Source organism: Piscinibacter sp. PDB5-1, assembly GCF_056676035.1.
In genome coordinates this window covers 729192-742342 of sequence record NZ_JBWVZL010000002.1, presented here as the reverse complement: position 1 = coordinate 742342, position 13151 = coordinate 729192, and the positions used below count along the sequence as shown (strand labels likewise).

At 68.7% G+C, this 13151-nt stretch carries 11 protein-coding genes; 5 read left to right on the top strand and 6 right to left on the bottom strand.

Annotation, left to right across the window (positions count from 1 at the left end; translation table 11 throughout):
• Window positions 1–41: 41 nt before the first annotated feature.
• The 3 genes from AC1KAT_RS10735 to AC1KAT_RS10725 are packed head-to-tail and all read left to right on the top strand — an operon-like array spanning window position 42 to window position 3465.
• The gene (locus AC1KAT_RS10735; RefSeq protein WP_480325631.1) at window positions 42–2600 is read left to right on the top strand and encodes a ligase-associated DNA damage response DEXH box helicase; all 2559 of its coding nucleotides are present in this window, start codon (window positions 42–44) and stop codon (window positions 2598–2600) included.
• Entirely contained in the window at window positions 2597–2992 is a 396-nt protein-coding gene (locus AC1KAT_RS10730; protein WP_480325629.1) for a YkvA family protein, read from the top strand. Before AC1KAT_RS10735 ends, AC1KAT_RS10730 begins: the two co-directional genes overlap by 4 nt.
• The gene (locus tag AC1KAT_RS10725; protein ID WP_480325627.1) at window positions 2989–3465 is read left to right on the top strand and encodes a thermonuclease family protein; all 477 of its coding nucleotides are present in this window, start codon (window positions 2989–2991) and stop codon (window positions 3463–3465) included. The genes AC1KAT_RS10730 and AC1KAT_RS10725 overlap by 4 nt, the downstream gene beginning before the upstream one ends.
• A gap of 49 nt (window positions 3466–3514) precedes the next feature.
• On the opposite strand, the gene AC1KAT_RS10720 is transcribed toward AC1KAT_RS10725, so the two are convergent.
• The gene (locus AC1KAT_RS10720) at window positions 3515–4567 is read right to left on the bottom strand and encodes an SMP-30/gluconolactonase/LRE family protein (RefSeq protein WP_480325625.1); all 1053 of its coding nucleotides are present in this window, start codon (window positions 4565–4567) and stop codon (window positions 3515–3517) included.
• 237 nt (window positions 4568–4804) lie between these two features.
• Here AC1KAT_RS10720 and AC1KAT_RS10715 point away from each other — a divergent pair, with 237 nt between their 5' ends.
• Window positions 4805–6670, top strand: a complete 1866-nt coding sequence (locus AC1KAT_RS10715; protein ID WP_480325623.1) for an ATP-binding protein — start codon at window positions 4805–4807, stop codon at window positions 6668–6670.
• A 462-nt stretch (window positions 6671–7132) separates the two neighbouring features.
• Window positions 7133–8371, top strand: a complete 1239-nt coding sequence (locus tag AC1KAT_RS10710; RefSeq protein ID WP_480325621.1) for a right-handed parallel beta-helix repeat-containing protein — start codon at window positions 7133–7135, stop codon at window positions 8369–8371.
• A gap of 18 nt (window positions 8372–8389) precedes the next feature.
• Here the strand turns inward: AC1KAT_RS10710 and AC1KAT_RS10705 are convergent, their stop codons facing one another.
• The 5 genes from AC1KAT_RS10705 to AC1KAT_RS10685 all read right to left on the bottom strand — a co-directional run bounded on the left by AC1KAT_RS10705 (window position 8390) and on the right by AC1KAT_RS10685 (window position 13120).
• Window positions 8390–9163, bottom strand: a complete 774-nt coding sequence (locus tag AC1KAT_RS10705) for an SDR family NAD(P)-dependent oxidoreductase (RefSeq protein WP_480325619.1) — start codon at window positions 9161–9163, stop codon at window positions 8390–8392.
• On the bottom strand, window positions 9160–10341 hold the full coding sequence (locus AC1KAT_RS10700) for a hypothetical protein (protein ID WP_480325618.1): 1182 nt from the start codon (window positions 10339–10341) through the stop codon (window positions 9160–9162). Before AC1KAT_RS10700 ends, AC1KAT_RS10705 begins: the two co-directional genes overlap by 4 nt.
• Before the next feature lie 64 nt (window positions 10342–10405).
• Complete coding sequence (gene rocF / locus AC1KAT_RS10695; RefSeq protein WP_480325616.1) at window positions 10406–11320, bottom strand: arginase; 915 nt, start codon at window positions 11318–11320, stop codon at window positions 10406–10408.
• 74 nt (window positions 11321–11394) lie between these two features.
• On the bottom strand, window positions 11395–12297 hold the full coding sequence (locus AC1KAT_RS10690) for an LOG family protein (RefSeq protein ID WP_480325614.1): 903 nt from the start codon (window positions 12295–12297) through the stop codon (window positions 11395–11397).
• Between the two features lie 55 nt (window positions 12298–12352).
• The gene (locus tag AC1KAT_RS10685; RefSeq protein WP_480325612.1) at window positions 12353–13120 is read right to left on the bottom strand and encodes a HesA/MoeB/ThiF family protein; all 768 of its coding nucleotides are present in this window, start codon (window positions 13118–13120) and stop codon (window positions 12353–12355) included.
• Between the last annotated feature and the right edge of the window lie 31 nt (window positions 13121–13151).

Sequence of the window (13151 nt, the reverse complement as noted above, 5' to 3'; positions counted from 1 at the left end):
ACCGGGGCGTTGCCGGCGCCTCTCTATGATTTCCGCCCAGCATGACGCAAGCCCCGCCGCACCTGCCCGACCCCGCCGACTGGTTCGCGTCACGTGGCTGGCAGCCGTTCGCGTTTCAGCGCGAGGTGTGGGCGGCCATGCGTGCGGGTCGCAGCGGCCTGCTGCACGCGACCACCGGCTCGGGCAAGACCTTCGCGGTGTGGTTTGGCGCGCTGCTGCGCGGCCTGGCGCGAGACGAGCCCGCGCGCGGCGCGCCGCCGCTGGGGGTGCTGTGGATCACGCCGATGCGCGCGCTCGCGGCCGACACCACGCGCGCCCTGCGCGAACCGCTGCCCGAGCTGGCACCGCTGTGGACGGTCGGCCAGCGCACCGGCGACACCCCGCCCAGCGAGCGTGCCCGGCAGGACCGGCGCTTTCCGACCGTGCTGATCACCACGCCCGAGTCGCTGAGCCTGATGCTCACGCGCGAACACGCGCGCGAAGAGCTGTCGGGCGTGCACACCGTCATCGTTGACGAGTGGCACGAGCTGATGGGCAACAAGCGCGGTGTGCAGGTGCAGCTCGCGCTGGCCCGCCTGCGGTGCTGGACGCCGTCGCTCGCCGTGTGGGGCCTGAGCGCCACGCTCGGCAACCTCGACGAGGCCATGCACGTGCTGCTCGGGCAAGGGAAGGGCCACGAAGACGGCTGCCTCGTGCAGGGCAAGATGGACAAGACGCTCGTCATCGACACGCTGCTGCCCGAGCACCCGGGCCGCTTCTCGTGGGGGGGGCACCTGGGCCGGCAGATGCAGTTGCCGGTGGTGGCAGAGATCGAGAAATCGCAGACCACGCTGGTGTTCGTGAACATGCGCTCGCAGGCTGAGATCTGGTACCAGCTCTTGCTGCAAGAGCGGCCCGAGTGGGCGGGCATCGTGGCCTTGCACCACGGCTCACTCGACAAGGAGGTGCGCGAGTGGGTCGAGCTGGGGCTGAAAGAAGGGCGCCTGAAGGCCGTGGTCGCGACCTCGTCGCTCGACCTGGGCGTGGACTTCCTGCCCGTCGAGCGCGTGCTGCAGATCGGCTCGGCCAAGGGCATCGCGCGCCTGCTGCAGCGCGCCGGCCGCAGCGGCCACGCGCCGGGGCGGCCGAGCCGCATCACGCTGGTGCCGACCAACACGCTCGAACTGATCGAAGCCGCCGCCGCGCGCCGCGCCGCGCAGCAGGGCAAGATCGAAAAGCGCGCCACGCCCGACAAGCCCTTCGACGTGCTGGTGCAGCACCTGGTGACCGTCGCTTTAGGCGGTGGCTTCAAGGCTCGCGAGCTGTACGCCGAGGTGCGCAGCGCCTACGCCTACCGCAAGCTGACGCGAGACGAATTTCAATGGGCCCTCGACTTCGTCGAGAAAGGTGGCGCAAGCCTCGGCGCCTACCCCGAGTACCACCGCGTGGTGAGGGTGGGCGGCGTCTACCGCGTGCCCGACCGGCAGATCGCGCGCCGCCACAAGCTGCAGGTGGGCACCATCGTGGCCGACTCGGCCATGCAGGTGAAGTACCTCGCCGGTGGGCGCATCGGCACCGTCGAAGAAGGCTTCATCGCGCGGCTGCGCCCCGGCGACTGTTTCGTGTTCGCCGGGCGCATGCTCGAGTACGTGCGCACGCAAGAGATGACGGCCTATGTGAAGAAGGCCGAGAAGAACAAGGGCCTCGTCACCAGCTGGGCCGGCAGCAAGATGCCCTTGTCGAGCGAACTCGCCGATGCGGTGCTCGAAGTCGTCAATGGTGCGGCGCAGGGCGATTTCTTCGAGCCCGAGCTGCAGGCTGCGGAACCCATGCTGCACACGCAGATGCAGCTGTCGAAGCTGCCGACCCAGGGCACTTTGCTGGTCGAGCGCTTCGAGTCTCGCGAGGGCCAGCACCTGTTCATCTATCCGTTCGCGGGCCGCTATGTGCACATCGGGTTGGCCAGCCTGCTGGCCTGGCGCCTGGCGAAAGACGCGCCCAACACCTTCAGCCTGTCGATCAACGACTATGGGCTCGAAATGCTCAGTGCCCTGCCCATCGACCTGGCCCCGCTGCTTGACCAGACCCTCTTTGACACCGACAACCTGCTGCACGACGTGCTCGCGAGCCTGAATTCGAGCGAACTGGCGCGCCGGCGCTTCCGCGAGATCGCGCGTGTGGCCGGCCTCATCTTCACGGGTTACCCGGGCGCACCCAAGAGCGCGCGGCAACTGCAGGCGTCGAGCACGTTGTTCTACGAGGTGTTCAGCAAATACGACGCCGGCAACATGCTGCTGACGCAGGCGCAGACCGAAGTGCTGAGCCAGGAGCTTGACATCCGCCGCCTCAGCACCACCTTGAAGCGCATGCAAAGCCAGCGCATCGTCAAGGTCGAGCTGCAGGTGCCCAGCCCGTTCGCGCTGCCGCTGATGGTGGAGCGCTTCCGAGAGAAACTCACCACCGAAAAGCTCAACGACCGCCTGGCACGCATGCTGAAAGACATGGAACGCGTGGCCGACGATGCCGATCACACCGAAGGCGGCGCGCGGCAACCCTCAGCGCCGCCGCCCCGGCCGCGTGTCTCGTCCTACCCGCGTCGCAGAAGACCCCTCACGCCATGATCCTCAAAGCCCGCAAGCTGCTGCGCCTGGCCAACACCGCGCGCCTGGCCACCTACCTCATCGCGCTGTGGAAGCTGTTCAAGCACCCGCAGACGCCGCGCGCGCCCAAGCTCGTGGCGCTGGCGGTGCTGGCCTACGCGCTGAGCCCGATCGACCTGATCCCCGATTTCATCCCCATCCTCGGGCAGTTGGACGACCTGGTGATCATCCCGGCCGGCATTGCGCTCGTGACGCGGCTCACGCCCAAGCCGCTGTGGGAATCGCTCTTGCGCGAGGCCGAGGTCTCGAAGGACAAACTGCCGCGCCTGTGGTGGGGCCTGGCCTTCGTGGTGCTGGTGTGGGCGGCCCTGTTCGCGCTGTTCGTGTGGTGGCTGGTGAGCCTGTTCACATGAGGCGGTGGGCGGCGGCGCTGCTGGGCGTGCTGGCGGCCGTCACGGTGCAGGCGGCCGAGTTGCAGGGCATGGTCACGCGTGTGAGCGACGGCGACACACTGTGGGTGCGGGTCGGTGACGGCAAGCCCTTCAAGCTGCGGCTGCAGGGCATCGACGCGCCCGAGCGCTGCCAGCCCTGGGGCACGCAGTCGCAGCAGGCGCTGCGCGACAAGGTGCTCGACCAACGCGTGCGCATCACCACCCGCGCGAAGGACGACTACCAGCGCACGCTGGGCAACATCTTTCTCAACGGCGCCGACGTCAGCGCCTGGATGGTCAGCCAGGGCCACGCCTGGAGCTACCGCCACCGCCGCAGCCTGGGGCCCTATGCCGACGAAGAGCGGCAAGCCCGCGCTGCCCGGCGCGGCCTCTTCGGGCAAGCGGGCCCGATGCAGCCGCGCGTGTTTCGGCAACTGAACGGGCCCTGCGAATGAACCCTGGCGGCGCCGGCCGCGCAGGGCGGGGTCGGGCCGCGTGTTGGCTTCAACGCGGCACGAAGGCCCAGTCGGTCTGCAGGAACACGGCCCGGTCCGAGCCGCCGGCCGTCACCAGCACGGCATTGCCCGGCGCGGTGCCCGGCTTCAGCGCCGTGGCCGAGGTCGGGAAGCTGAGCCAGTAGGTGTAGCTCTGCAGCGTGGTGCCGGCCTCGTTGATGTAGCGCAGCGTGCCTGCCACCCACTCGGCGATGAGCACGCCGCCTTGCACCAGCGAGAAGTCGTCGAGGAAGGTCGTGCTGGTGAAGACGGTCACCGGCGCGCCCAGCGCGCCCGAGGTGCTGACCGGGTAGCGGATCAGCTCCGAGGTGCCCGACCCGCCGGGCGGGTTCGCGCTCACGTACAGCTTGCCGCCGTGGAACTTCATGCCGTTCGGGTTGAGCGGCTTCGTGAACTCGGGCCGCGGCGCGTGGCCGGCCACGTTGAAGCGCCCCGACAGCTGGATGCGCCAGATCTGCCCCGGCCCCGCCGGGATCAGCTTTTCCCAGTCGGGGATGCTGGTGTTGGCGAAGAACAGGTTGCCGCGGCCGTCGCTGGCCAGGCCATTGGGCAGGCCGACGTTGTCGAGCTGCTTGATCGACTGCAGCTTCGCGCCCGCCACCGTGAGGTCGAGCGCCCGCAGGTGCTTGCGCGCGGCCGGCCGCTGGTGGTCTTCAGTGCACACCGTGTACAGCGTGCTGGCGTACTCGGTCAGCCCGAGGTAGTAGCAAGCGGGTGGCGCCTCTTGCCCCGCCGCGACGTGCAGCGGCACCACCGCATTCGTCCAGACGCCGGCGGCGTCCTTGCGCAGCTCGAAGAGGTTGCCGTTCGCGCTGACGAAGATGCGGCCGGAGGTGGTCTGGATGCTGTTTTCGGCGGCCTCCATGCCCCCGACGTACGGGCCCAGGGTCACGGCGGCCGTGGCCTCGCGGGCGGGCAGGGCGGCGAGCACGAGGCCGAGCGCGAACCCCATGGGCGCCAGCAGGCGGTGGGCGAGAGAAAGGCGGCGTCGAGAGCGGCCAGCGGCGTGCCCGCGCGAGGCGGGGTGGGCGGTGAAGGTCATGGATTTGTCTCCTGTTGTTCGACCTGCGAGGTGCGGTCCCCGCCTTGATACGTCTGACGACCGTCATCGTCTATTCATGGAATACGCTAGGTTGCGTACAAACACTTGCATTCGGACCGAGGCCCGGGCTTGCCGCGCCAGGAGGGTGGGCGCACGCTCTTTGCGTCGGCAATGTGAGACAAGTTCGGCGCCACGGCCGCGCCGGCAGAACAGACAATGGGGCGCTGCAGATTGCCCATGGACCCGACCAACCCGCCACCACCGCCCCCCGCCCCGGCCCCGGCCCACACGCTGCCGGCGCCGCGCATCACGCTCATCGAGCGCCGCGCGACGGTGTGGATGTTTTTGCTGGGGGTGGTGTGCGTCGTGGCGGTGTGGACGGCCGAGGCGCGCTTCGGCCAGCTCGCCGCCCACGACCGGCTGGCCTACCCGGTGCTGGTGGCGGCCTTCATGGCGCTGGGCACCTGGGTGTGGCGGCGGCCGCAGCGGGCGGGCATCGCGCAGGGGCTGGGCTCCATGGTGCTGGCCTTCTACTTCGTGTTCGCCATCGGCTACGGCCTGTTGGTAGCCACCGCCGACTACTCGGTCTACCAGCTGGCGACCATGGCCTTCTGGGTGATGGGTGGGCACCTGCTGTTCTTCATCACCTGGACGCCCGGGCGCGCGCTGATCCTCAGCGTGTCGCTGGCCGCCGCCACCATGGCGCCGGCCCTGTGGGTGCACTTTTCATCGCGGCCGCCTCCGCCGGACTGGCACGACACCATGTGGCCGCTGTTCGTCAATGGCCTGGTGGCGCAGGCCTTCTTCACGCTGGCCATGTACGGCGCGACGCGCCAGTTCCGCAAGCTGATCCTGCTGACGCCCGCACAGGGCCTGCAAGGTGACACCCTGACGGTGGACGACGTGGTCTCGCTGCGCATGCGCCACCTCGAAGAGGCGCGCGACGCGGCCGAAGCGGCCTCGCAGGCCAAATCGCGCTTTCTCGCGGTGATGAGCCACGAGCTGCGCACCCCGCTGCACGGCGTGCTGGGCGCGGCCGAGCTGCTGCGCCAGCCCGACCTCGCGCTCGACCAGCGCACCGCCTTGCTCGACACCGTCAGCCGCGGCGGCACGCACCTGCTCAGCCTCATCAACGACGTGCTCGACCTGTCGCGCATCGAAGCCGGCCGCATGGACCTCGAAGCCCAGCCCTTCGACGTGCACGAGTGCGTGGGCCGCGCGCTCGAAGCCGTGCAGATGCAGGCGGCCGGGAAGGGCCTCGAACTGAGCCACCGCATCGCGCCCGACGTGCCGCGCTGGATGCTGGGCGACGACTTCCGGTTGCGCCAGGTGCTGATCAACCTGCTGGGCAACGCCGTCAAGTTCACCGACGAAGGCGGCGTGACGCTCGACGCGCGCATCGAATCGACCGGCCCCGAGCTGCAACGCCAACTCGTGCTGCGCGTCGAAGACACCGGCATCGGCATCGCCCCGCGCGACCTCGAACGTGTGTTCGAGGCCTTCCAGCAGGCCGACAGCGAAAGCACCCGCCGACACGGTGGCACCGGCCTCGGCCTAGCCATCGCGCGCCAACTCGTCCACATGATGGGCGGCGAACTCGAGCTGCGCAGCGAATTGCACCGCGGCACCCAGGTGACCATGCGGCTACCCGTCGTCGAAGCCCGCGCGCCCGTCATTCGCACCAGCTCGGCCATGTCGCTCAACGCCTCGCTCGACGACCTGACCGGCGTGCGCGTGCTGCTGGTCGATGACGACCCGGTCAACACCATGATTGCCGAGCAGATGCTCTTGCGCATGAACGCCACGGTGGTTGTTGCGCACTCGGGCATCGAAGCACTTGAGAAGCTCAAGCAGGCCCCCTTCGACGCTGTCTTGATGGACTGGCGCATGCCCGGCATGGACGGCCTGGAGACCACGCGCTGCCTGCGCGACGGGCTGGCGGGCGAGTCGGCGCGCCACGTGCCGGTGATCGGCCTCACCGCCAACGCCTACAACGAAGACCGCGTCGCATGCCTCAAGGCGGGCATGGACGACGTGCTCGTCAAGCCGGTCAACAAACTCCAATTGCGGCTCGCTGTCCAACGCCAATTGGCGACAGGCTGAAAGCAAAAGTTACGGCTCCAAAGACGGGCTGTTGTCCTACAAATTTCACCAAAGCGTCCGCATACAGTCATCGACAGGGCCGCGGCATCTCCCTCCCTCCCTCCCCCAAACGCTGCGGTCTCTTCGGCGGCCTGGTGCGTCCATCGCACCGGCCGCTTTTCTTTTTTCCCTCGGCGCCCGGTTGACAGTCTTCGCACAGGCTGTGTCCAACGGTAAGCGCCCCCCTTCCAAAACTGACCAACGCTGTCATCACAGGCCGTTCATGGAGCCCGTGAAGCCTGCTCGCGGGGTCGGCATGCATCCTGCGCGTGATCAGACATCACGATCACGAAGAGCAAGAAGATGTTCAAACAGCAGCGAGTGGGGGAGCACTCGAGGGCGGCCGCAGCCGCGCTGGCCATGCTCAGTGCATGCGCCATGCTCGCGGCATGCGGGGGAGGGGGCGGCGAAGGCGCGGGGGCGGTGTCAGACGGCAATGAGCCGATCAGCCAGACACCGCCACCCGAGCCCGACCCGATCAACGCCACCGGCCCGATCTACTACTTCTCAGACTGCCAGGCCGGCGCCAGCACCGCTTGCGTGCCCGGCGACAACGCCAATGCCGGCACCAGTGCGAGCGCACCCAAGCGCACGCTGGTCGGCTTCAACCACAACGCCGTGCCTGCAGGCACCCGCCTGCTCTTCGCACGCGGCGGCGCCTGGGATGGCTTCAACGTCTCGTTCCAGAACTTCAACGCCACCGCCGACAACCCGCTGGTCGTGGACAGCTATGCGCCGCCCTGGGGTGGCACCGCCCGGCCGTGGCTGCGCATCGGCGGGTCGTTGACCTATGCATTCCAGTTCGGCAACTACAACAACTTCACGCCCGACGGCGGCTACGTCGTGCGCAACCTCAAGATCGACGGCAACGGCGTGGCCAATGCCTGGGGCTTCTTCTTGCGCAACGTCGTCAGCGACGTGCTGGTGGCGGGCAACGAGATCACCGGCTTTGCGATCGGCATCCACTCGACCTCGGGCGGCAATGGCGTCGCGCGCCTCACGCTGCGCGGCAACCACATCCACCGCAACTCGGCCATGGGCCTGCTCGGCGACGCCACCGGCCTGCTGATCGAAGGCAACACCTTCGAGGCCAACAACTTCTCGGGCAGCTACTTCAACCACGCCATCTACCTGGGCGGGCAGGGCCGCAACGCGGTCATCCGCAACAACAGCTTCCTCAACAACTCCGTGGTGAATGGCGCGTGCACCGGGGGCAACGTGACCGTGCACGGCCAGTGGGACGGCCTCCTCATCGAAGGCAACACCATCAGCCTGGCCTCGGGTACGCCGAGTTGTTATGGCTTCTCGATCACCGCCGGCTACGACTCGGCCGAGTGGATGCGCAACACCGTGCTGCGCAACAACGTGGTCCAGAACGTCGGCGGCTGCGGCATCTGCGCCACCGCCTCGCCGGGCATCGTGGTCGAGTCCAACCGCATCTACAACACCGCCAACACCTGGCAGGTCGGCATCTCGGTGCCCACCGGGTCGTCAGGTGCCGGCGACGAGCTCAACGGCAACGCCACCGTGCGCAACAACACCGTGTGCCACACGCAGCCCGCGAACGGCAGCCATGGGTTGATCACCACGGCCGCCACCGTGGTGAGCGGCAACGTGTACCGCACCGGGGCCGAGGGCTCGACGGGGGCTTGCGCGCGCTGAGTTGCTCGACGCGGCGCGTCACCCCTTGGTGATGCGCAGCCCCGCATCCACCAGCAACACCTCGCCCGTTGTCTTTGCGGCGCTGGCGCCGAGGTACCAGGCCGTCTCGGCCACGTCCTCGGGGTTGATGACCGCGGCGAGCGCGGCCATGTCGATGTAGGCCTGGCGGCCCTTGTCGTAGTTGTCGCCCAAGCCGCTTTGCAGCCACGGGGTTTCGACGAAGCCGGGCGCAATGGCATTGACGCGGATCTCGGGGCCAAGTGCGCGCGCCAGGCCCACGGTCATGGCATTGAGTGCGCCCTTCGAGGCCATGTAGGCGATGCACGAGCCGCGCCCCATCATCGACGCGACCGAGGACATGTTGACCACGCCGCCGCCGGGTGTCTGCTTCATCAGCGGCGCGAAGGCGCGGGTCATCTGGTAGGCGCCGATGACGTTCACGTCGTAGATCGAATGGAAGTCTTGCGCGCTCAGGCCGTCGAGGTCTTTGAGCGGCACGAACTTGGTGGTGCCGGCGTTGTTGACCAGCACGTCGGTGCGGCCGAAATGGGCTTCGACCTCGCGGGCGATGCGCCGGCAGTCGTCGTCGTTCGACACGTCGCCCTTCAGCACCAGCGCGTCGACGCCGAGCGCGCGGCACTCGTCGGCCACGGCTTCGGCCGGTGCGGCGCTGCGCGAGTAGTTGATGACGACGTGCCAGCCGTGTTTGGCGTACTGGCGCGCGGTGGCCGCGCCGATGCCCGACGACGAGCCGGTGACCACGCAGACCTTCTTGTCTGTGCCGTTGCTCATGGCTGCACCTTGCTGAAGTCGGGCGCGGGGGCGAACCACGCGTCGCTGACGGGCTTGATGTCGAGCGTCTTGACCTCGTGCGTGTAGGTCAGCAGCGCGCCGCTGTTGCCCGCGCCCTCGCCGCCGCCCTTCTTGCCGAACAGGCCGCCGACCATCGCCCCCAGCGCGGCCGGGCCCGTGGGGGCACCGCCCGCGGCTGCGCGGTCGTCGCCACAGGCGTTGCCCTGCGTCGTCCACGACAGCGTGGTGAGGATGGGGTAGCCGCGCACCTTCTTGAACTCGTTGGCCCAGCCGGCCATGGCCTTCGACGACGGACCCATCTGGCCCATCAGCGAGCCCAGCGATCGCATCACCTCGCGCGGCACGTAGCGACCCAGCGGTGCGTCGCCGGCCGACAGCGCGGCGGCGTGGCGGCGCGTGAAGGCCTGGTCGATGGCCTGCACGTCTTTCACGACGCCGGTCTCGGGCGTGGTCCACAGGTCGAGCAGCACCTGGTTGCTGGTGACGCGGCCCTGCTTGTCGGCCAGTTCCATCACCCACTTCACCTGGATGCGCTCGGTGTTGAAGCTGTTGATGTTGCGGCGTTCGCCGGTCGGCGTGGCCTTCAGCTCGTTCTTCTTCAGCGTGAGCGGGCAGCTGGGCTCGGACGGCTCCGAGGGCTTGTCGGGGCGCTGCGGCTTGTCGCGCGGCGGCTCGGCCACGCGGCAGCCGGTGAGCGGGCATTCGGTGTAGGTCTTCTTGCCGGGGTTGAGCGTCCACACCAGCTTCTTGTCGAGTCGCACGATGTCGGCGCTGCGGGTCTCGCCGGCAAAGGTGCGCAGCAGCCGGTTGTCGAAGGCGTGCAGCGTGTCGGTGCGGCGCATGTCGGCGCGGGTCTCGATGAGCTGCTGCCCGGTCATCACCGGCAAGATGGCCCCGTCGATCGAATAGCTGCTGCCGACGAGTGCGGTGCGTGCGGCCGGCGGCGGGGCACTGGGTGGCTCGGGCAGCGCGCCGGCTGCGGCCGCGGGCGCAGCTGCCACGGGCGCCGTGGCGGGCGACTCGGCCGAGGCGGCGGCGGGGGGTGGGGTGTCTTTCTTGCCCATGAACGGCACCTCGGGCATCGACTGGCAGCCGGCGAGCAGGGCCGCGATCGGCAGCAGGGCGGCGGGGGTGAACGACGAACGACCGAAGGTCATGGGCTGGGTCTCCTGGGCCACGAAGGGGCGGCCATGCTACTGCGCAGGGCGGGGCCGGTGGGCCTCACTTGCGCATCAAGGTGCTCTTGCCGAACAGCGACTCGATCAGGTCCACGGCGACTTCGGCGGTGGCGTTGCGCACGTCGAGCGCGGGGTTGAACTCCATCACGTCGAGCGAGGCGAGCCGGTCGGTGTCGGCGATCATTTCCATGCAGAGCTGGGCTTCGCGGTAGGTCGGTCCGCCGCGCACGGTGGTGCCCACGCCCGGGGCGAAATCGGGGTCGAGAAAATCGACGTCGAAGCTCACGTGCAGGTGGGTGTTGGCGTCGAGCGTGGCGAGCGCGAGCTCCATCGCGTGGCGCATGCCCATCTCGTCGATGAAGCGCATGTCGAAGACTTCGAGGTCCATCTCGTGCACGAAGCGCTTCTCGCCGGGGTCCACGCTGCGGATGCCGATCTGCCGCACCCACTTCGGGCTGATGGCGGGCACGTGGCCGCCGATCTCGATCAGCTCTTGCGGGCCGTGGCCGCACAGACACGCGACGGGCATGCCGTGCACGTTGCCGCTGGGGGTGAGGGTGTTGGTGTTGAAGTCGGCGTGCGCGTCGAGCCACAGCACGCGCAGCTTCTTCTTTGTTTCGCGGCAGTGGCGGGCCACCGCGCTGATGGAGCCGATGGCCAGGCAGTGGTCACCGCCCAGCAGGATGGGGAGGCGCCCGTCTTTCAGCTCGGCATGCACGGCCTCGTGCACGGTCTGGTTCCACACAACCGTCTCGGCCAGGTGGCGGTAGCCGTTGACGGGCGGCTGCCAGGGGTTGGCCGGGCCGCCCAGGTTGCCCCGGTCGATGACGTCGAGCCCATGGCCTTGCAGCACCGGGCCGATGTTGGCCACCCGCAGCGCCTCGGGGCCCATGCTCGCGCCGCGCGTGCCGGCGCCGATGTCGGTGGGCGCGCCGATGAGGCTGATGCGTGGGTTCATCGCTTCAACCCCCTCGCCCTCTTGGGAGAGGCCGTGGACAGCGGTGCGGCTTGAGCATGCCCATGTTCATGCGCTCAATCGTCGGCGAAGTGCCCGCTCTTGTCGTGCTCGTGCAGGTCGAAGCCGTAGGCGGCGGCGAGCACGTCCCAGGCTTCTTCGGCGGTCTCGACGAACTTGAAGAGCTGCAGGTCGAGCTCGCTGATCATGCCGGTGTCCACCAGGTGATCGAAGTTGATGAGCTTTTCCCAGAACTCGCGGCCGAACAGCAGCACCGGGCGGCGACGGCTCTTGCCGGTCTGGATGAGCGTGAGTACCTCGAACATCTCGTCGAGCGTGCCGAAGCCACCCGGAAAGCACACCAGCCCGATCGAGCGCATCAGGAAGTGCATCTTGCGCAACCCGAAGTAGTGGAACTGGAAGCACAGCTCGGGCGTGATGTACGGGTTGGGCGCCTGCTCGTGGGGCAGCACGATGTTGAGGCCGATGCTCTTGCCGCCGACCTCGTGGGCGCCGCGGTTGCCCGCTTCCATGATGCCGGGGCCGCCACCCGTGACCACGTAGATCGGGTTGGCGAGCTGGCGCGACTTCTGCGTGACCAGCGCCCCGAAGCGGCGGGCCTCGTCGTAGTAGCGCGCCATCTTCACGTGGCGCTGCGCGATGCGCAGTGCGGTGGGGTCGCTGGCGGCCTCGGCGTCGGCGAGGATGCGCTGCGCGGTCTCGGGCGGCACGATGCGCGCGCTGCCGAAGACGACGATGGTGGACTCGATGCCGCGCTCTTGTTGCACCAGCTCGGGCTTGAGCAGTTCGAGCTGCATGCGCACGGGGCGCAACTCTTCACGCAGCAGGAAGTCGCGGTCGGTGAAGGCGAGGCGGTAGGCGCTCTCGGGGCCGTCGTACAGGTGGGTCGGGCTTTCGACCTCGGCCTCTTCCTGGGCCGTGGGAAAGTTGCGTGCGGTCAGGTCGATTCGCTTGTTCATGGTGCGCAGCTTAACGCCGACGTATGGCAGGGAAGGGGGGCTTTTGTATGCCGTCTCACGCGGCGGGGGCTCTGTCGCGGGCCGCGCAGACGGGGCAATGGGCGCTGCGTTCGAGGCGCAGGCTGGTCCATTCCATGCCCAGCGCGTCGAGCATCAGCAAGCGACCGGCGAGCGACTGGCCGGTGCCGGCCACGAGTTTCAGCGCCTCGGCGGCCTGCATGCTGCCCACGATGCCGACCAGCGGCGCGAACACGCCCATGGTCGCGCAGCGGGCTTCTTCGAACACCGTGTCGGGCGGGAAGAGGCACGCATAGCAGGGCGAGGCTGCATCGCGGGTGTCGTACACCGAGACCTGCCCGTCGAAGCCGATGGCCGCGCCCGACACCAGCGGCTTGCGGTGCGCCACGCACGCCGCGTTGACGGCATGGCGCGTGGCGAAGTTGTCGCTGCAGTCGAGCACCAGGTCGCAGCCGGCGACCAGGGTGTCGAGCCGCGCCGCATCGACCCGCTCTTGCAGCGCGACGACCTGCACCTCGGGGTTGATCTCGGCCAGCGTCTGCGCGGCCGAGCTCACCTTGGCTTGGCCGATGCGCGACATGCGGTGCGCGATCTGGCGCTGCAGGTTGGTCAGGTCCACGGTGTCGTGGTCCACCACGGTGATGCGGCCCAGGCCGGCGGTGGCCAGGTACAGCAGCACCGGAGAGCCCAGGCCGCCCGCGCCGATGACCAGCGCGTGGGCGTCCAGCAGCTTTTGCTGGCCTTCGACACCAATGGCGTCGAGCAGCACGTGGCGCGAGTAGCGCAGCAACTGATCGTCGTTCATGCGGGCCAGCATACCCGCCGCCCGGCCTGCA